Genomic DNA, 20,804 nt, shown 5'->3' with positions numbered 1-20,804 from the left:
AACCCTCTATATGCAATACTTTTGGCGCAGGAGACCGGATATCGACCTTCATCGGAGGGGCCACAACTCCGAAGAGTCGTTTTACCTGCTATTTACGCCGTCCGTTCTGATTCACTGCAGCGCGCGAACCTAGGAGCTTCACCCCATGCATCTCAGCCGTCTCTCTGGTGTCCAGACTCTCTCTGCACTGGTGGTTCTTGTCGCATACACCATCACTCCGTCTCTAGCGCACGCCCAGGCCCTGACCTTGGTGCAGAGCGGAACTCGATATGCCGGAACCATCACACCGGGGTTCAACGGGGACTTCGGACCGGCGACAACGGTCAGTCTCAACACTCCGTCCTATATCGTCTTCGATTCAAACGGCAATCAATATATCTCGGATACCCTGAACAACTGCGTTCGCAAGATCGACACCTCAGGTTCGATGAGCACGCTGGTCGGACTCGCCGTCTCGGGTAAGGGCGACACCTGTTCCACAGCGTCGAACAGCACCCCGACGCCCGCCCAGGGCCTGTACCAGCCCACGGGCCTCGCCGTAGACAGCACCAACAATCTTTACATCGCAGATAGCAGTCACAACTGCGTCCGCAGACTCGCCGCCGGAGCCTCAGGTGTCGCCTCTCTCACCACCGTCTCCGGCACTTGCGGCTCGGCAGTCTCCGCCACTCCAAACCCCAACGGTCTCGTCCTAGACACCAGCAACAACCTCTACATCGCGATTCAGGATACTGAAGTCCCCGCCACTCTCAGCAACTATCAGGTACTGCTTCAGGCTCCTGCCGCCAGCCTCTGCGTGGTCGCTGGCGCACCCTCCGCACTCGTTCCTACAACCTGCGTGGGCATCACCGGCAGCGTCGCTCTGAACGGTCCCTCTGGTCTTGCTATTAGTGGCGCAGGAGATCTCTTCATCGCAGATACGGGCAACAACTGCGTTCGCCAGGTCGTCGGTCTCGCAACCTTCCAAACAGCCGTTGGCCAGTGTTCCAATGACAACTCGGGCACGATCGCCACTGGCCTGGACAGACCCTACGGTTTAGCCTTCTCACCCACGCAGTCGCTCTACATTACCGAGACCAGTCCCGACGTCGTCGTCAGTTACGTCCTTGGCTCAGGCAGCACGACCATTGTCGCGGGTCTACCCAATGGTGCCTCCGGCTCCTACAGCCCGGTTCAGGACGGAACCTCCGCCCTCAACTTCCCTCTTAACGGTCCCCGCGGAATGGCCGTCGACAGCCTTGGCAACTTCTCTCTGGCCGACTCTGCCAACAGCATCCTGCGCAAACTCAGCAGTAACATCATCTTTCCCGCTACCCCAGTCGGCAGTCTTAGCGCCGGCCTTCCGGTCACCTTCGCCGTCAACCAAAAGGTGAACCTTACCGTTACGTCGGGGCCAGACTTCAACATCACCACAAATACCTGCACAGGCGTCCTTACCCCCGCCGCGCCAGGAGCCCCGCCTGTCACCTGCCAGGTCTTTGTGCGCTTCACACCTACTCTTCTAGGTCTGCGCAGCGCCCCCATCAAGCTCGTTGACTCGATCTCCGGGAACAGCATCTCCCAGGGCCTCGAGGGCACGGCAACCGGCTCGCTCGGTGTATTCACCCCCGGTATCGTCAAGACCGTCGTCAGCGCTCTCACGGCGCCCTCTGCCGTTACGGTTGACCCCGCGGGCAACGCGTACATCCTCGAGACGGGCGCAACCCCCGGCACCGGCAATCTTCTTTTCCTTCCGGTTAGCGGAGGAATTCCATTCCCCATCATTCCGGGAGGCTCCGGTCTACTCACTTCCTCGGCCATCGCGATCGACTCCACAGGCAACTACTTCATCACCGACGCAGTCCACGGCACGGTCGCCCGCTTCGGGGTCGACGGCAGCCTGAACACCAGCTACGTCACCGGACTTAACACTCCCACATCCATCTACGTCGATGGCTTCGACAACCTCTTCATCGCCCAGGCCGGCTCAGCCCACAACGTGATCGAGGTCTTTGCGGGCGGCGGCAGTCGTACGATCGCAGGAAGTGGCAACAATACCTCCGCCGATGGCGTCCTTGCCACCACCGCCAGCTTCGTCTCACCGGGCGGACTTATCCTCGACACCACTGGCATCCTGTACATCGCCGACACTGGCGGCCACCTCGTCTACGCCGTCGATAAATTTGGCATCATTCATCAGGTCGCCGGCAATGGAGCTGCGACGACCACCGTTCCCGGACAGGCCACCGGCACCGCTATCCTCGCTCCCTCTTCCCTCGCCTTCGATGCAGCTGGAGACCTCTACATCGCCGATGCCACCGCCAATCTCGTTTACACCGTCTTCGTCTCTACCACCAGCAACGGCAGCAACATCTCGACCACTCTCGGTACCGGCATCGCAGGAAACACAGGCGACGGCGGCTTCGCCAACCTCGCCCAGATCAGCAATCCTGTCAGCATCGCCGTCGAAGGCAACAGCTATCTCTTCGAGGTTGATAACGGCAACAGCGCCGTCCGCGAGATCACATATCCCAATCCCACCCTTGCCTTCGGCAGTGTAGTGGTCGGCCAAAGCTCCTTCGTTGTTCAGCAAACCCTGAGCAACTTTGGCTCGGCTCCTTTCACCCTCAATGGTGCCATCACATCCTCTGACCCGCACTTCACCATCGATCCCGGAACGACCACCTGCGGTACCACTATCATCGCGGGTTCCACCTGTAACCTGGGCTTCGTCTTTACCCCTACAGCCATGGGCTCGCTGACCGCCTCCGTCAGTATTATTTCCAACGCCTACAACAGCCCGCTCACTCTTACTCTCACCGGTACCGGAAGGGTAATTGCGCCGCTTCAGTTCACATTGCCAGCCGAAACGGAGGTCTACGGCCAGCCCTTTTCTCAGGCCGTGAACGTAACCAACAGCAGTCCCTCTCCAACCGGCACCATCACCTTTAGTCTCGGCGCGCGAGTCCTGTGCACCGTCTCCGCGACTTTGGGAGTCGGTTCCACGTGCAACGCGCTCAATACCGGCCTTGCCGTAGGCACCTACGGGATCACCTTTACCTACTCCGGGGATACCAACTACTTGCCAGCCACTGGCAACACAACTCTGACGGTCACCCCCGCCCCACTCACAGTCACAGTCAACAGCATCAGCCGTCTCTACGGAGCGTCGAACCCCGCTTTCACCGGCTCCCTTACCGGAGTTGCCTCGGGCGACACCGTCCTTGTCGCCTACTCCAGCGTCGCCACTGCCACTTCTCCGGTCGGCACCTACCCCATCATTGCTACCCTTACCACGGCCGGGACCACAAGCCTCTCCAATTACGCCGTCACCAACACGCCCGGGATCCTGACCGTCACTCCGATTCCCATCACCGTCACAGTTATCAACGTAAGCCGTCAGTACGGCCAATCCAATCCTCCATTCAACAGCACGACCCTCGGCGTCCTGAACGGCAATACCGTCAGTGGGGGCACCATCAACGGCGACATACTGACCATCGCCTACTCCTCGCCAGCCACTGTCACCTCGCCCGCCGGAACCTATCCCATCAACGCGACCATCACCGGAGCAAATGCCGGCAACTATGCCGTCATCGTCACTCCCGGAACACTCACCGTCACGCAGGCCATACTCACCATCACCGTTGCCAACGCAACCCGAATCTACGGCGCAGCCAACCCCGTCTTTACCAGCACCGTCAGTGGCGCTCTCAACGGCGACACCTTCACGAACTCTTACTCGACCACAGCCACCGTTGCATCGCCAGTCGGTTCCTATCCGATTAATGACACAGTCGGCGGCCCCGCATCCTCCAATTACACCATCCAGGTCACTCCCGGAACTCTCGCGATCACTCAAGCCTCCGTCACTGTGAACGTGGCGGCTAACAATGCCACACGCAGCTACGGCGCAGCCGATCCCACCTTTACCAGCACAGTCACTGGTGCACTCAACGGCGACACCTTCATCATTACCTACGCCACCACCGACACTCCGACCTCGGCGGTCGGCACCTACATTGTTGTCCCCACGGTCTCCGGGCCCGCAACCTCCAACTACAGCACCGTCACAACGACCAATGGAACGCTCACCATTAGCCCGGCCACACTTACAGTCACCGCGAACAACGCCACCCGAGTCTACGACACAGCGAACCCAGCCTTTACCGGCACGACTAGCGGTCTGCTCAAGGGCGACGCGGTCGCCACAACCTACAGCAGCCCCGCCGTCATCAACTCCCCTGTCGGCGCTTACCCCATCATTCCCTCCGTCTCCGGGGCCGCCCTTTCCAACTACTCCGTGAACCTCGTCAATGGCTCACTCTCCATCACACAGAATCAGGCCGCTCTCGTCATCAATGTCAACAGCGCCAGCCGTCTTTACGGAGCACCAAACCCTGCCTTCTCCGGAACAGTCACCGGCGTTGTCCCTGGCGACGACGTAGTCGTTAGCTACACGACCACGGCCACTCCCGCTTCGCCCGCAGGCCAATACTCCATCGGCGCCAGCGTCTCGGGAACCTCCGCCGGCAACTACATCGCGACCATCCACCCGGGCACACTCGACGTCAGCCCCATCAATACCGTTACCACGGTCACGAGCTCCGGCTCGCCCGCAGCCGCTGGCGCCAACGTCACCTTCACCGGGACCGTTACCAGCACAACTGGTGTGCCCACCGGTACTGTCAACTTCTCTGACGGCAGCAACCTCCTCGGTACCGGGACCATAAACAGCAGCGGTGTCGCCACCTTCTCCACCAGCGCGCTGACCTCAGGCAGTCACACCATCACTGCCAGCTTCCAGGCCAACACCAACTTCTCCACCAGCTCGGCTACCCTAACCCAGATCATCAATGCTCCCGTCGGCAGCTTCACGATCTCCGCCACCCCTCCCACTCAGCTCATTCGCGGTCCCGGTACGACGACCTATCAAGTCACCCTCACCTCAGTCGGAGGCTTCGCTGGCCAGATCAATCTCTCCTGCTCTGGTCTGCCTGCTGACGCCACCTGCACCTTCGCCAGCAACCCGACACTCACCGCCGGAGGCACTGCCACCGTTGCGCTGACCATCAACACCACCGCAGCCGATGCCAAACTTCGCGATCCATCAATCCCCAGCCTCAGCCCAGGGGATCTCGCTCCGATCACCGCTGCCGCAGTCTTCCCGGTCGAACTCACCGGCCTTGGCATCTTCTTCGCCGGCCTCCGACGCCGCAGGAAGCCAGGTACTCAAAAGATTCGCCTTCTCGCAGTGATCCTCCTCTCCTTCGGTATCCTTGGCCTGGCAGGTTGCTGCTTCAACACAACATTCCAGACCTACACCGTCAGCGTCACCGGCACCAGCGCCAGCCTTACGACGCAGGCTCAATCCACCTCGGTCTTTCTGTCCGTCGGGAACTAGTAACAGTGCCCCGTGTGTCCTGCCAATCTCACGGGACATACAGGGAAAAGAAATCAGGAAGCACAGCAGTTGGAGGTTTCATCCTTATGCATCTCCGCCACGTGAGCCCCGATAGATTGAGCTCCCACGCCGTGCGACTCGCCGGCGCCCTTCTCCATTCCGGGACCAGGCTCCTCGTCGCCCTTTGCATCGCAGCTTCGCCATTGCCCGCACTAGCGCAGGCTGTCAAAACCGCCTCCACACCTCCTCCCGATTTTTCCCGCTTCGACCTCTACGGCGGCTACGCCTACTTCCATCCCTTCAATAGCGAAATCACCCCCTTCGTCTATCAGCCCATCAACCCCGGCGCCGTTGCAAGCGCCACCGCCTACTTCAATCGTTATCTGGGACTTCAGGCGGAGGGCAGCTTCTTCCCCAACGGCCCTAACGATTGCTATTACACCGCCCAGGCTGGCCCTGTACTCCGCTACCAGAAAGGCCGCCTGATTCCATTCGTCCACGCCCTCGGCGGCGGTGCCAGAGCGGGCGGCCCCGCCTTCCAACCCTGCACATGGGGCTGGGGAGTCACCGCCGGCGGAGGTCTCGATCTCGTCCTGCCGGTCTTCAACAATCACATCGCCCTTCGCGTAGTCCAGGCCGACTTCAACTACTCCCATGTCGACTACGGTCCAGTCGATCCTGCCCAGGTCACCGGAGGCGTCGGTGACATTACTGCCTACCGACTCTCCGCAGGCGTAGTTCTGCGCTTCGGCCAGCAAACGCCTCCCGCACCTGTCCAACTTGGCTGCACGGTTCAACCCACTAACGTCTTCCCGGGCGACCCCGTGACCGTTACCGCCACCGCCGCCAATCTCGAGCCGAAGAAGAAGCTCTCCTACACCTGGACCGCCAGCGGCGGCGAACTCACCAACAACAACGCTACCGCCAGTATCAACACCGCGGGCCTGGCTCCCGGCGACTACACTGTCTCCGGCCATGTCAGCGAAGGCAAGCGTCCAGGCGAGAGCGCCAACTGCACCGCAAGCTTCCGCATCCACAATCCCGCACCACCGACCATCACTTGCTCTGCCAACCCCAGCACTGTCATGCCGGGTGATCCTTCCACCATCACAGCCGTTGCCAGCAGTCTCGAAGGCCTGACACTGAGCTACTCCTACTCTTCCACCGCCGGCCAAATCTCTGGAACTACCCCCACCGCCACACTCGTCACAAGCGGTGCTCCTTCAGGCGTCGTCACCGTCACCTGCAACGTCGTCGACGATCTCGGCAAACATGCCTCCGCCGACACCACCGTCACCATTGTCACTCCTCCGCCTCCTCCAGTCCCGAAGGTACGCCCCCTGTGCAGCATCTCGTTTGAGCGCGACCTAAAGCGTCCCGTACGCGTCGACAACGAAGGCAAAGCCTGCCTCGACGACATCGCTCTAACCCTCAACCGCGACACTACCTCTAAGCTCGTAATTGTTGGCAGACACTCCGACGACGAGACACCTGATGCCGCAGCCCAGCGCGACCTCAACGTAGAGCAGTACCTCACCGACGAGAAAGGAATCGACCCGGCACGCATCTCGATGCGCACAAGCGGCCAGCCTGGCCGCATCCTCGACAGCACCCTCGTTCCCGACGGAGCCTCATTCACCCCCGGCGACACAGCTACCTTCGATGCGAGTTCCGTGAAGCGGCAGGGCCAGCCTTACGCTAAGCCAAAGAACATTACGAACCACTAACCAGACGCGAATTCGATCGGCCTTGCCTCACAAAACAAAGGAGGGAGTTCCAGTGGCTCCCCTTTAGCACCCCTGAACGCGAAACAGACAAGGACAGTCGAACATCATCCTCTCGACCGAAATAGATCAATACATCATCGCGCAACCGTGCAGTCGCCGCCCCGCATCTCGTCTCTCTCCCTCCGGCATTCCAAATTTATTCCGCAAGTCAAAGCTCGCGGCGAACCGGCAAGTCAACTCTCCCCCCGCTTCCCACTCCTTCGCCAACCGCCGCGAGATCTGCTAAACTACCTGAGTCGGTACAGCGATCCACCAAGCCCACCCGCGCGCTTGAGTCTTACGGAACGCACTCCTCATCGGCACTATCGCAGCACATTCGGGGCGTAGCGCAGTCTGGTAGCGCACCTGGTTCGGGACCAGGGGGTCGGAGGTTCGAATCCTCTCGCCCCGACCATTTAAATCCCCACGTTCAACTAGCTAGAGCATTGGGCTCTTTGGCCCCAAGCTCGATGTGGATCTATTTAGATCCAATCGCCAATTCTTCGATCCGGCCACCGCATTTCGCGATTCCGAGGAGACCGCGTGAATGTAATGCTCTCGCGTCAGCTCGGACGAGGTATGCACACCCGAGTCCGCACCGTGCCCAGTGGCCCCCCAGCATCGAGCAAACCGCCTGTGGTGAATCCGCAATCTATGATGACCATCCGCAAGTTCACCTCGCATGATTTCACGATGGAAGACCTGATCCTCAGAATGCTCTCTACGGAGCAAGGCGCAACGGCTCACAGAAGCAATCCGCCGCGGTGACAATTTGTTGATCTCTGGCGGAACTGGAGCAAGCAAGACAACACCACCAACGTCATCGCGGGATTCATTCCCGACTCAGAGTGCATCCTGATCCTCGAAGATGTCGCTGAACTATATATCAGGAAACAGCACGTCATCTCCGCCGAAGCCCAGCTCGATACGCACACGAGTCAGATCGAATTCAGCGACCTGTTGAAAGCAACCCTACGCCACTGGCCGGATCGCATTATTGGTTGGCGAGATTCGTGGTCCGGAAGCGCGCGTCGTCCTTAACACGCTCAACACCGGATACCAAAAGTGCCAGAGTACCCAAACGTCTTTGTTGTTCACTTCGAGGCCTGATGGGGATCAACCCTCCTATCGTTTATTGCGTAAAATTTTGAGTGCATTATTTATGTTTAGTTTCGATTTTGATTCAACATGCATTGTTTCCCACTATAACGGAGGCCTGTGATATCCCTTTCAAGTCTTGTTGATTTGCCTGAAGGGGCCACTGTAGTGGAACAAGCCATCCAGCAATATCCTAAGTTTCGTTTGGGATCGTGTACGCCGGATTGCAAAATCCTCGCAAGGGTTAGCCCTGCAAGCCAACTGGCGCAAATTCAATAATATTACGTTGAATTTCTTTTAATCTTGACATCCCCGTTATATCTGTTACTGTTCCTCTCTATAAACCATAAACCGTAACAAAATGGAATATAAGAAAATACCAGCCCGCGCTAACGATCAGCCCAGCGTATCCCAGGTATGCAGGTACCTAAATGGAGGAACTATCCAATGAAACCCAAATTCGCAGAGCAGAATGCTAGTAGCGTCAGCCATCTTGGTCTATGTCGGCGACTGTGGCAATCGTCTTGCTTCGTTACGCTTGCCATCCTTTTGCTTTGTTCGCCGTTGCTGGGCCAGGGAACGGAAGGGACTATTACCGGAACCGTAACTACGGCGGACGGAGCCATCTTGCCCAATGCTCGCGTGACGGTCACGAACGACGGCACCAATGTGAGTCGAAGCGTTATTGCAAATTCGAAGGGGGACTACGTTGTTGCAGGCTTGAATCCTGGCAACTACACCGTCAAGGTTGAATCTCCCGGGTTTGCTGAGATCAGAAATGCAGGAGTCGTCCTTGCCTCCCAGCAAACTCTGCGGGTTGACGTGGCCATGAAGGTGGGCAGCACCAGTTCGACCATAACGGTAACTGCCGGAGAGTCTGTCATCGAGACAGAGATGCCTTCGATTTCAAGCACCGTGTCGGCTCAGACGCTAACGAACTCCTCGTCAAATCTGCTGAGCACGTCGGACGCGACGGGTGACAGCGGCTTACTCTTCTACACCTCACTCTTACCTGGCGGATCCCAGGCTGGAGGTTCCTTTGACTGGTCTATATATGGATCGCGCGGCAGCGAGGCCTACTACAACGTCGATGGAATCAGCTCAAATTCGGCCCTCTATGGGAATATGGTTGGACCGTCGCTCCCTCCTTTCGGAATGATTCAGGAAGTTGAGTACACTGCGGTCAACAACAAGGCTGAACTCGGACAACTCCTAAACATAAGTGTCATTACAAAATCCGGTACAAATGAGATCCATGGAGATCTCTTCGACAACTATGCAAGTAACGTCCTTCAGGCGAAGAATTATTTTGCGAACCGCGTAGGCCGCCTTGTCCAGAACGATTTTGGCGCCGACATCGGCGGCCCGATTATTAAGAACAAGCTATTCCTCTTCGCCTCGGGCGAATTCCTAAGAGAGGCGCAGCCGATATCGATCAACCCAAGTGTGCCTACTCTCGCAATGCGCGGCGGCGACTTTAGTTCATTGCTTCTGGGGGCAAATCCTATTGTCATCAACAATCCGTATACCGGAACTCCGTTTCAGAACAATACGATTCCCACGTCTATGCTCAATGCAGGGGCGCTGACATGGCAAAATCTGTTCTATCCGTTGCCAAACTATGGAGTGGCAACGAACTACATCTCTAACTTCAGAGGAACGTATCCTCAGCATATCTACACCAATCGGTACTACGTGAGAAGCGACTATTCGCTCTCGCAACACAACACACTTTTTGCCCGTGTCGGATACGTCAGGTCTTCGCCAGAGGTCCTCGATAGTGGCCTTCCTCCTTCGTTAACTGGATATCGCGTCCAAAAGCGACACACCTGGCAAGGTGTACTGTCTGATACCTGGATTCTCACTCCCCATATGATCAACGTCGCCAAGTTTGGTCTGACGCACACTGCAAATGACTTCGGTGGAGACATTCAGGGGCAACCGTTGGTAGATGCACTTGGAATCACAGGTCTGCAGGTCGCACCAGATGATAAAACCGGAATTCCTTCTGTTTACCTGAATAATTTCGCCTCTCCCTTCCAGTTGCCAGAAAGTCAGCCAACAGAACAGACTGTTCAGTTCGTGGATCAAGTGACGTACGAGCGCGGCTCTCATACCTTCAAGGCCGGAGCAGAATTCAGGCCATTGCAGGCCGAGCAGTACTTCAATCCGACCTTTGGGAGCTATAGCTTCACCGGGTCTTTTTCGAACTTCGATTATGCGGATTTTCTGCTTGGTTTGCCTCAAACAACTGGCTACACCTATCCGCGCACTCCTCAATACTCACGGCTCTGGTATCTCAACGCCTTTGTTCAGGACGATTGGAAGATCAAGCGAAATCTGACTCTATTTCTCGGGGTTCGATACGAGTACAACAGCCCGGCAGTTGACAAGTACAACGTAATTGCGTCATTCGATCCCAACACCGGAGCAATCGTCGTACCTAATCTTGCCATCGCACAGCAAAATATCAACCCCGTCTTCCCGGCTCAGATTCCGATCGAAACTGCTCAGACAGCGGGATTTCCCGACCGTAGTATGAGGAACTCGTTCAAACTGGCTGCCTATCCAAGAGTTGGCTTTGCCTATCGTCCATTCAAGGATGAAAACACTGTTATCCGTGGCGGTTACGGGATCTTCAATGACGAGATCAGCGCGTCCCTATTTTCTTATCTCTATGGGGGGCCGTATGGCGTCAGCGTTGGTTACACGAACGGTATCGTAGACGGCGGTCCGCTCGTCGACTTTCAGCATCCCATCAACAGCGCGGCAGGAGGTATTGGAGTAGGTGCGGTTAGCATTCAGACCTTCGACCACAACTATCGCAACCCTTATGTGCAGCAGTTCAATCTAACGCTCGAGCAGAACCTCGGTTTCAGTACCGGCCTGCGCTTGTCATACATCGGGACCAGAGGTGTAAAGCTGGGATATGCCACCAATATCAATCAGGTTCCCGCCAGCACAACGCCATTCTCACAAAGTGCGACTCCTTATTCTCTCTTCTACTCTACGTATCTCTTCCGAAACGGCGGATACGAAAATTACAACGCTTTTTCGGCGGAGGTGAACAGGGGTTTCCGACATGGTCTCAGCTATGAGGCTGGCTTCACCTGGGCCAAAAATCTTACCGACGATGACGATACTTTGGGAAATGGCATTGATGGCGGCGTCACGGCTGAGAACAGTTATGATCTCTCGCGTCAAAAAGGAAATGCAAAATACACACCTCGACTAAGCTTCGTATCCAATCTGATATGGGAACTCCCCATCGGTAGAGGTGAGCGGCTGCTGAATGGCGATAACTACGCATCGAGATTGATTGGCGGCTGGCGGGTAAGCGCAGCGTACTTGTCTCAAAGCGGTGATTTTCTGTCTCCGAGCTTTAGTGGACCCGATCCTTCAAATACGAATCAGTTCTCCGGCGCGGCTCAGCGAGTGGGTGGATCTCTCACTCCTCAAGGTAAGCGATCGATCACCAACTGGTTCAATGCGGCAGCATTCGCCGTTCCTCAAAACGGAACGTTTGGCAGCGGATCTTTCGGTACGGTCGAGGGGCCAAATCTGAATGCGCTAAATGCTGCTCTGTTCAAGACCTTCCGAGGGTTCAGGGAGACTAGCTTCGAATTGAAAGGCAGTTTCACTAACGTACTCAATCACACTAACTACGGGGATCCAAACGTAACCATCACTGATAGCAGTGTCGGACAGATCACCAGCACTACCAGCAAGAGCTTTGGTGGTCCCAGGTCTGGGTTGGTAAGCGGAAGATTTGTCTTCTAATAGTGGAATGCTCGGTTGACTATCGTCGAACCATAACCCTGCCCAGACGAGAAAGGATGGAATGTTCGTAAGCGCATAGTGCAAAAGATCTGGCGTCGTGAAGGGCCAAAACTCCGAAGAAATAGAATCGGGTGATTGGACTGAGCCGTCATTCTCCTCCTAGCGTTTACGAGGGGCCCGGGCGACGAGGCAAAGCCGTCTCATCGCCCAGTTGCGGAAAGATAAAGTTCAGAACGCCTGGCGTAAAACCAACTGAACCTGTCGTGAGGGGAAAACACTGCTGCTGCCGTTGAAAGCTCCGAAGCTGGCATTCGGATTTTCGATTTTTGAGCTTCGGTCCCCGTTCCGGTGAATGACTCTGCTATCGCCAAAGTTTCAGTCTGCCCAGGCCAGCCGCAGAATGAATCTGGCATTTCCAATGCCCTATAAGGCTTGCTGCAACTCTCTCGATGAGTGAGTTGGCCTGTTCTCATTGACTTTTCAGTTCCGGATAGCCCTACTGGCCTCCTCCAATTCTGCCTAAACCAATTCCGATCACATAGGTCACGACGCCCTCAACTGCTCCTACGATTGTCATCTCAAGTCCACTGCTCCACCATGAACGAATTGTGATGAACGACTTTGCAGCTCCGACGGCGAAGTGCGCAATCAGAGACACGATGGCTGCTGCAATGACCGCTCTAATTCCATTCATAAAGAAGAACGGAATGATCGGAATGAGTGCGCCCACTGCGGTCGACAGAGCTCCAGATACAGCAGAGACGAGAGGTTTGCTCAGTGCTTCCTCGGACGTATTCAGGCGCTCACGAGCAAGCGCCTTGATGAGTTGTTCCTTGTTTCTGGCTATATGCTCGACGAAGCGTTGTGCCTCTTCTTCTGGCAACCCCCGGATTTGATAGCTGAGGGAAAGCACCTCGCGCGCTTCAGCTTCGTTGTCCTCGACGGCCTCCCGCTCCCTCGCAAACTCTGCCTCGAAGATCTCCCGCTGGCTCTTCGAGGCAAGATAGGCGCCTGATCCCATCGAGAGCGCACTGGCCACCATACCGGCCAAACCAGCAATAAGAACAAAGTGGCTGTTGCCCAGCGTCGCCCCCGAAACGCCCGAGACGATGCCGAAGATAGAGCCAAGCCCATCGTTGATGCCGTAGATGGCGTCGCCTACCCAGCCTGCCGCTTGCGGATGGCCTTCCTTGCGGGCGTTCAATAGGCTATCAAGTGCTTCCTGCGACTGCTCAGGAGTCATTGCAGGCAGCGGACGTCGCGACCGGATGAGATTTCCCAGGGTTTGATAGTGCTCTCGTTCATCGGCGATCACTTCCTTGAGAATCGCGATGCTTGGTTCGTCTCCGAGCGCCTTCAACTGCTTCCCATACTTGGCAATGTCGCGTCCCTCGTCGATCTCCAGTCGGCGCAGGGCAAGGTCCGCTCCTCCTATCTGCGCTGCCAGGGAGTCGGCCTGTCCTGATTCACTACCCGTGTACTGGGGCGCTTGTCCACCGAGTTCCAGAATGCGTCCAGCCCAGAGGTCGGCATGGTGCTTTTCCGCCGCAGCCAGACCACGTAAAGCGTTTCGCCGTTGTGGCTCATCCTCTCTTTTGGCCAGCGCCGAGTAGGTGTAGTGGCCGTCCATCTCTGCCTGCCAGTTGGCCGCGAGCGCTGCGAGTAGTCTCTTATTGTCCGATTCTGTCATCGAATCTCCTTATCGATTGAGCAAACAACAGCGAGCAACAGACTACTCGACTGCAGACTTTCTTCCCCAGTCGAAGCGCCTGCCGAGGATTCCCTTTACGATCAAGTGGTCGGTTCCTGCGGTGGGGCCTACACCGACGCCGATGTTGATCTCCCATTTCGGCGAGACGTTGAGGTCAGTAACAGCAAAGATCTGTTGTTGTTGGTTGTGCAGCGTATCGAACGATCCAATGCGCCCGTAATCCGCGTAGTATTCGAGGCCGCCGCTGATCTGGCGAGTGAAGTCGTAACTAACCTTGACGCCGGGCGAGAAGCCGAGTCCCTGTTTTACATCAGGCCCGTGCCAGGTACGTTCAAGAGCCGGGTTGAAGGAGAGGTACCAGCGCCCCAGGGTTTTATCGATGATGGGGCGGATTTCCCAGGTCCAGGTGTCCGGAGAGTAGACGGCTCTTTGATAGCCGACCTCGGTCGAAAGACTGAGTCCCACCGGGAGATGCCAGCTGTCCGGTGCCCTCACGCGCGGCCGGATATGGTCTCCGACCCATTGGACTCCGTGTCCGTCCTGTTCACTGGTGAAGACGTAGAAACCGACCTCCGACCAGTTGTTAATCCCCTTGGTCAGTTCGAGGGTCTCGTGCTCCTGATGGTTGGTGGGGTACACGCCGTTGATCGTTTTGGTCTGGCCGGACACAGTGTAGTTTGAGTGCAACTCCACCATCAGGCTCTTTGGCGGGACCGTGTCGGCACCGTAGACCTGAATCTCGTAGTTTCCCTGGCCGTGTGCAACCCTTGAACCTGAGAACAAGCAGACAACCAGAATCAACAGGAGGCTGAACGAGTGAGACGTTTTCTGAACGCCTCGCGAATAGCTAGGCATATCGAAACACCATCATGAAACCTCGATCCATATGATCCTGTTGATGACAATGAAAGAGCGTCCTTCCCGGATTGTCTGCGATAAACTCAACATCTGCTGTGCTCTTCGAGGGCACGAGCACGACATCCTTCCTCAATCCGTGCATCTCGGAGGTTCCTTCTAACTTGCGCACCTCGAAGGTGTGGCGGTGCAGATGCATCGGATGATCGTCTGCGCTCAAGTTCTTCAGCACAAGTCGATAGCGTTGCCCCGTTTTTAGGATCGGCTCGTCGGTCTGCGGATAGGATTTTCCATTGATCCTCCAGAGCTCCTCGTTGCCGTGTCCCTGGAACTTTGAATCGAAGGCGAGATCGATGCGAATGACCTCGTCTCCGCTTTGGTTTGTCTCGCCCGAGGCTGCGAACTGGCGATAGTCCCAGACGAGATCATTCGGCTGTTTCCAGACTGGCTCACCGGTCGCGCCTCCGTACTCGATCACAATTCCCATGCCTGCTGCCTGAACATGTTTCCGCACTTCTCCAAGCACCCAAACGCCCGGAGCATTCATCTCAACCACCGTAGTCACTCTTTCGGCGGGCGCGAGACGCAGCATTGGAACGGTCCGAGGTTGCGGTACGAGATTGCCGTCCAGAGCGACGACGTGGAAGCTGTGTCCCGCGAGCGCAATCCAGTGAACCTCGGTTGGACTTGAGTTGAGAACGTGCATCAGGACCCGTTCACCTTGCTTGACACGCACCGGATCGCCTGCCCCCAGCATCTTCCCATTGATAGTCGAGACGTCATACACGGGATTCATAGAGCCATCATCCGCGCCGAACATATGACCGCCCCAATCATGGAGTCCCAGAAACACCTCGCGGTCGTAGCGTCCCGCGTTCTCGCGTGGCTCGATCATGAGAAAGCCATGCTGGCCCCCGTACTGTGCTTTGCCCAGGTCCTTGCCCGCGAAGGTGTGGGTATGGAACCAACGAAATCCGGGCGGATCGGGCTTGAAGGTGTATCGGGCCGACGCTCTTGGAGCAATCATCGGGGTGCCTTCTTCCATCGCTCCATCGATCTCTGACGGAAGAAACAGACCGTGCCAGTGGACCACCTCGGGATCGGAGGTGAGGTTGCGCACCTCTACCGTTTGTTCCTGTCCCTGGCGCATGCGAAGAAGCGGACCGGGGACCTGGCCGTTGTAGGCGACTGTGCGAATGTGGTGTTTAGGGGAGGCTTCGAGCGTGTACGGAGCGATCTCCAGCGCGACGTCCGGAGGGGCCGCCACTCCGGACGCTGCGCCCAAAAGAGCCGAGCCCGCAGCCATGCCTGTAAGCTGCGCGAAGCGCCGGCGAGTCAACAATGTCGAATATCCCTGGTTGGTCATAACATCAATATCTGGATGCGAACGGAGTGGAAAAAGACTCGGCCCATGAAGGCAGAGGACCGCCTTTGTTGTATGAGAGTGCATGTTCCGCCTGAAGGGGTTGTCATGCTGACGAAGTTTGTTCAGTTCGAAAAGGTGTCCTACAAGGTCAGAAGATCGCCTCCGCGTGCCTGCGCACGACGAGAAACAGGGACAAGAGATAGTGGACACAGCCGACTTCGTTAGAGATGTTTCATCCACTGAAAATCTCGCTATTTTCCACTGTAGGTTACGCGCCAGATGCTGCGAGAGCCGTCGTCCGTAACGTAGAGAGCGCCATCGTGACCTACGTCTACTCCTACCGGTCGGCCCCAGACCTGTCCATCCGGGGTGACAAATCCAGTAAGAAAATCTTCGTACTCGCCGGTAGCTTTGCCGTTCTTCATTGGAATACGGATAACCTCGTAGCCTCCGCGATTCGCACGGTTCCAGGACCCATGTTGCGCTGCGAATCCGTCGCCGTCATATTGGGATGGGAAGGTGGATTTGCTAGTAGGGTAAAAGGTCATTCCGAGCGAAGCCATGTGGGGTTGAACCAGGACATCGGGGGTAATGACCTTGGATTTGAGTTCAGGATGAGTGCCCATAAGTCGTGGGTCCTGATGGCCCCCCATATAGAACCAGGGCCAACCATAGAAGCCGCCTTCTTTAACTGACGTCACATAATCAGGAACGAGATTGTTCCCCAGGGCGTCGCGCTCGTTGGTTGAACACCACAGTTGACCCGTAACCGAGTTGATAGCCTCGCCGACACAGTTACGAATACCGTAAGCGTATACCTCGATGAACTTACCCTCCGGGGTGTACTCCAGCACGTCCGCACGATGGAACTCACTGGGATGGGTGTCAGGATCGTCGGCATTCGATCCACTTCCAACTGACACCAGCATATGCTTGCCGTCGGCAGAGAAGACAACATCCCGCGTCCAATGGCCTCCGCCACGAAGTTGGGCATAGCCGGGGAGATCGGGCACGATTGTCTCGGGCGCGCCGGCAGCTTTTAGATCCCCGGACTTGTAGGCGAATCTAACGACGGTCGTGGCGTTTCCGACGTAGACCCATTGAGGATTTGCGCCAGCAGGATAAAACGCAATGCCAAACGGATGATCAAGGCCAGTGGCGTAGCTGCTGATGGTGCCTGCCTTCCCGGCAGCAGTAACGCCGCGCAGCACAAATATGGAGCCAGCCTGCGAGTCTGCTATAAAGAGATCTCCATTGGGTGCAGTGTGGATGATGCGAGGCATCACGAAGGTTCCAGAGGTAGGCGCGTGTGTCTCTTTCTTGTTTTCGGAGCGCTGCATAGGAGTGGCTGCATCCCCGCCCGCATAGAGCTGGACCTTAAATCCGGCCGGGGCAAGGGGCCACGCACCCTCAGGCCTTGGAACAAGAGTGGGACCGTTATCTACAGATTCAGACGGTTTCGGCTCCGGCAGGTCTGCCACGGTTATTTTTCGCCGGACGCCCGGCTTCTGCTGCGTGTAGTCCGCGAAGGCGGCCTGACCGGTGATCGTCTGCTGCGCATGGAGCGCATAAGGAAGAAACGGGGTAAAAACGAGAGTTAACGCGTGGAACTTTGCGAAGGGCGAACGTTTCATAGTTTTCATCTCCCAAAATCGATAGTTTTGCGATAGTTGATCGTGCAGTGTTGAGCAGAGAGCAACCCAGAGCAGGGGCAGCAGCAGGTGGCCGAGAGTTCCCCGAAATCGCGCCACCCCACATATGCCTCTCCTTACAAGGACGAAAACGACGGTGTCCTGTCCGCCGTGATGGTGAATGCCGGTCTTTTGCTTCCCATGTACCCTCCAGGTAATTCGCGATTGCATAGCGAATTATCTGTACTGTACATTACATTACAATGAGAAACTCTCGACGACAACCCTCAGGCCGGCAATCCAGGGTGACCTGAAGAGGAGGCCGCATAAAATGCTGTCAACACAGGAGGATTCAAGCTGTGGATCCATTAAATATTTCCTTGATGCATGCAGGCCGGAGAAGGGAGAGATGAATGCCTGACAGGCGGTCGCGAGGAGAGGTTCGAAATGGCAGGCTCCAAAAAGTCGCAGCTGACTTGTTTCTGAAGCGCGGCTATGAGGGCGTTACCATCGACAAGATCGTCGAGCTGGCTGGCGGTTCGAAGAGTACGGTCTACAGCAAATTTGGCGGGAAGTGTGGGCTGTTCATCAGCAGTATTGAGAACCTGTGCCGCGAGTCGAACGAACCGCTCACCAAGATCGATTACACAGGATTGAACCTTGAAGAGAGTCTCAAAAAGCTCTCTTTTCACATTCTGAAGCTCATCACCGCAAAACGGTCCGTAGAGCTTCACCGTCTCGCCATCGGCGAGGCCGTGAACTGCCCCGAAGTAGGCGAGGCATGGTACACGCACGGTCCCGCCAGAACGGCTTCGATCATACGATCTCTGTTGGAAAGTCGTCTAGACGAGCTGCGAAAGGCACCGATCCCGATTGAACGAATGGCGGTGGTCCTTCACGACTCATTGACGGGAGACGTCTTATACCGTTTGTTGGCAGGAGTCGGCAAGCATGAAAACGATACCGAGCTCGAGCGATTGGCTTGCGCCGCCGTCGACCTCATTCTCGGGAACGTTTGCAGCGATGTGCGTTAAGAAGGCGTATCTCGCTCACTCAATCGAGTAAATGTAGGTCGGCCGTCTCAGAGGTTCTGATTCTCGATTGATAAAAAGTCGCCACTTCACTCAATGCAATCTGATGTGATTGTAGGCCGCTCCCCTAAACTAGCCATATGCGGAAAGTAGTCATCATCGGACCGTCTCCCGTTCAGATACTCGACGTAACTGGCCCGTTCGAGGTGTTTTCCAATGCGCCCGATTACGAGATTCAACTTGCAAACCCCGGCCTTGAACGAACTCTTCAGACCAATCGCGGCGTCGTGCTCGCCCACGCAACTCCCATCGCTGACGTGCGCGGTCCCATCGACACCCTTGTAATCGTCGGAGGTCCCGGCGCAGAAAGTGGCAGTTACGATCCTAACTTCATCGTCTGGATCGCGAAAACCGCAAGGCAGTCACGTCGTGTCGCATCCATCTGTACCGGCGCGTTCCTTCTCGCCGAAGCAGGTCTCCTGGACGGGAAGCAAGCCGTTACGCACTGGAACTTCTGCGACCGTCTCGCCAGGGAGTACCCAAACGTCGTTGTGCGGCCCGAGCCTATCTATCTGCGCGACGGCTCTATCTACACATCGGCAGGTATCACAGCCGGAATTGACCTCTCGCTCGCGCTGGTCGAAGAAGATCACGGACATGAAACAGCTCTCAAGATCGCGCGCTTCCTCGTCATGTTCCTCGTGCGTCCGGGCGGACAAGCGCAATACAGTCACATGCTCTCCCATCAGGCCGTCACCTCGCAGCCATTGCGCGAGCTTCAAATATGGATGCTCCAACACCTTCGTGAAGACCTTACCGTTGAGTCGCTCGCCGAGCGCATTGGTATGAGCGCTCGCCATTTCACGCGCGTCTGCCTCCGCGAGACCGGAATGAACCCCGGCCAGTTCGTTGACCGCATGCGCGTCGAAGCAGCACAGCAGATCATCGACAGCTCCTCTCGCGGGCTTAAAGAAATAGCCGACTCCTGCGGCTTCAAATCTGCAGATGCGATGCGCCGCACCTTTCTCCGGGTCCTCGGCGTTACTGCGGCCGAATACGTCAGTCGCTTTAAGAGCACACTCGCGCGTGGGTCAGTCTCGTAGATGCAAATGTCCTAAATTGCTGTAATCATGTCGTGGCGTTCACACACCGGAAGTTCTAGCGTGGATATGTAAGCAAATCACGCAGGAGGCGTCCATGACCATATCAACTCAGGCTTCTCAAGCAGCACTCATCTCGGGCATCACAGTTCCAGACAGTACTCTTGCCAATGAAATCACGGAGTTCATTCGCGATACGGAATCGACTCTGCTCTTCAATCACTCCAGCCGCGTCTACTACTTTGGCGCGCTCGCAGGCCAGCGTCGTGGCTTCAACTTTGATGCCGAACTTCTCTACGCCGGCGCAATGTTCCACGACATCGGTCTCGTACCTGCTTACAGCAGCGCCGCAGACCGTTTTGAGGTTGATGGTGCAAATGCCGCGCGCGACTTCCTGCGCCGCCATAGCATCTCTGAAGAGGACATCGACCGCGTATGGACTGCGATTGCACTTCACACAACTCCCGGCATCCCTCAATATATGCATCCGGTCGTTGCCCTCGTGACGGCAGGCGTCGAAATGGATGTGCTCGGAATCGACTACACCAGCTTCACAGAGTCAGACCGCAACGCGGTTGTGCAGGCGTTCCCGCGTACAGCCCATTTCAAAGAGGATATCCTCCAGACCTTCTACGACGGCATCAAACACAAGCCTGAGACTACCTTCGGAAACGTTAAAGCGGACGTGCTCGCAGACAAAGATCCCGCCTTTCACCGTGGCAACTTCTGCAGTGTGATCCGTAACTCTTCCTGGCTCGGCTGATAAGCGAAAGGCCTTCTTCCAAAGGCAGGTTTGACCCACATCTCTCCTACAGAGATGTGGGTTCACTCACCTCGTGCACTACTGCTTGCCATGAACAGATTAGTGCCGATAAACGCGCCCATTGCGCGAGGATCCAAATCCCCCATCCCCCGGAAAATGCGCCAAAGTATTCAGGATAGGTGGCTTAGGCTTGGACTTTGATGTGACCTTGTGAGGGTTAGAGCGGTCCAGGGCAGGGTAACTATATTTCTCCACCCTCTTTCGTGGGAGCAATTTGTCAAGCAACCAGATGCTGGCTGAACCGTACGGAACGGCCCAGC

Annotated in this window: 11 protein-coding genes and 1 tRNA gene; 8 read left to right on the top strand and 4 right to left on the bottom strand. The window is 56.5% G+C overall.

The window, feature by feature from the left end; genetic code table 11:
* The first annotated feature begins 145 nt into the window (after window positions 1-145).
* The 5 genes from HDF09_RS18475 to HDF09_RS18455 all read left to right on the top strand — a co-directional run bounded on the left by HDF09_RS18475 (window position 146) and on the right by HDF09_RS18455 (window position 12,027).
* The gene (locus tag HDF09_RS18475) at window positions 146-5,383 is read left to right on the top strand and encodes an MBG domain-containing protein (protein ID WP_183768932.1); all 5,238 of its coding nucleotides are present in this window, start codon (window positions 146-148) and stop codon (window positions 5,381-5,383) included.
* Window positions 5,384-5,469: 86 nt separating this feature from the next.
* Window positions 5,470-7,110 (top strand): hypothetical protein, encoded by a 1,641-nt coding sequence (locus HDF09_RS18470; protein WP_183768931.1) that lies wholly within the window; start codon window positions 5,470-5,472, stop codon window positions 7,108-7,110.
* Between the two features lie 377 nt (window positions 7,111-7,487).
* A tRNA-Pro gene (locus tag HDF09_RS18465) sits at window positions 7,488-7,564 on the top strand.
* Window positions 7,565-7,971: 407 nt separating this feature from the next.
* Entirely contained in the window at window positions 7,972-8,190 is a 219-nt protein-coding gene (locus HDF09_RS21405) for an ATPase, T2SS/T4P/T4SS family (RefSeq protein WP_183768994.1), read from the top strand.
* A 474-nt stretch (window positions 8,191-8,664) separates the two neighbouring features.
* The gene (locus tag HDF09_RS18455) at window positions 8,665-12,027 is read left to right on the top strand and encodes a TonB-dependent receptor (protein WP_183768930.1); all 3,363 of its coding nucleotides are present in this window, start codon (window positions 8,665-8,667) and stop codon (window positions 12,025-12,027) included.
* Window positions 12,028-12,523: 496 nt separating this feature from the next.
* Here the strand turns inward: HDF09_RS18455 and HDF09_RS18450 are convergent, their stop codons facing one another.
* The 4 genes from HDF09_RS18450 to HDF09_RS18435 all read right to left on the bottom strand — a co-directional run bounded on the left by HDF09_RS18450 (window position 12,524) and on the right by HDF09_RS18435 (window position 17,593).
* A complete protein-coding gene (locus HDF09_RS18450; protein WP_183768929.1) occupies window positions 12,524-13,717 on the bottom strand; it encodes a VIT1/CCC1 transporter family protein in 1,194 nt (397 codons plus the stop codon).
* Between the two features lie 42 nt (window positions 13,718-13,759).
* Entirely contained in the window at window positions 13,760-14,521 is a 762-nt protein-coding gene (locus tag HDF09_RS18445; RefSeq protein WP_260181769.1) for a hypothetical protein, read from the bottom strand.
* Window positions 14,522-14,585: 64 nt separating this feature from the next.
* On the bottom strand, window positions 14,586-15,959 hold the full coding sequence (locus HDF09_RS18440) for a multicopper oxidase family protein (RefSeq protein ID WP_183768928.1): 1,374 nt from the start codon (window positions 15,957-15,959) through the stop codon (window positions 14,586-14,588).
* Between the two features lie 251 nt (window positions 15,960-16,210).
* On the bottom strand, window positions 16,211-17,593 hold the full coding sequence (locus tag HDF09_RS18435) for a PQQ-dependent sugar dehydrogenase (protein WP_183768927.1): 1,383 nt from the start codon (window positions 17,591-17,593) through the stop codon (window positions 16,211-16,213).
* 410 nt (window positions 17,594-18,003) lie between these two features.
* On the opposite strand from HDF09_RS18435, the gene HDF09_RS18430 reads away from it, so the two are divergent.
* The 3 genes from HDF09_RS18430 to HDF09_RS18420 all read left to right on the top strand — a co-directional run bounded on the left by HDF09_RS18430 (window position 18,004) and on the right by HDF09_RS18420 (window position 20,484).
* The gene (locus HDF09_RS18430) at window positions 18,004-18,624 is read left to right on the top strand and encodes a TetR/AcrR family transcriptional regulator (RefSeq protein ID WP_183768926.1); all 621 of its coding nucleotides are present in this window, start codon (window positions 18,004-18,006) and stop codon (window positions 18,622-18,624) included.
* Between the two features lie 137 nt (window positions 18,625-18,761).
* Window positions 18,762-19,724 carry a GlxA family transcriptional regulator gene (locus HDF09_RS18425; RefSeq protein WP_183768925.1) on the top strand — a complete coding sequence of 321 codons (963 nt, stop codon included), beginning with the start codon at window positions 18,762-18,764 and terminating at the stop codon, window positions 19,722-19,724.
* Between the two features lie 94 nt (window positions 19,725-19,818).
* On the top strand, window positions 19,819-20,484 hold the full coding sequence (locus tag HDF09_RS18420; protein ID WP_183768924.1) for an HD domain-containing protein: 666 nt from the start codon (window positions 19,819-19,821) through the stop codon (window positions 20,482-20,484).
* The last annotated feature ends 320 nt before the right edge of the window (window positions 20,485-20,804 follow it).

The sequence above is a fragment of the Edaphobacter lichenicola genome (assembly GCF_014201315.1).
Classification (GTDB): Bacteria; Acidobacteriota; Terriglobia; order Terriglobales; family Acidobacteriaceae; genus Edaphobacter; species Edaphobacter lichenicola_B.
The sequence above is the reverse complement of the archived record's forward strand: the minus strand, read 5'-3'. Positions and strand labels throughout refer to the sequence as shown.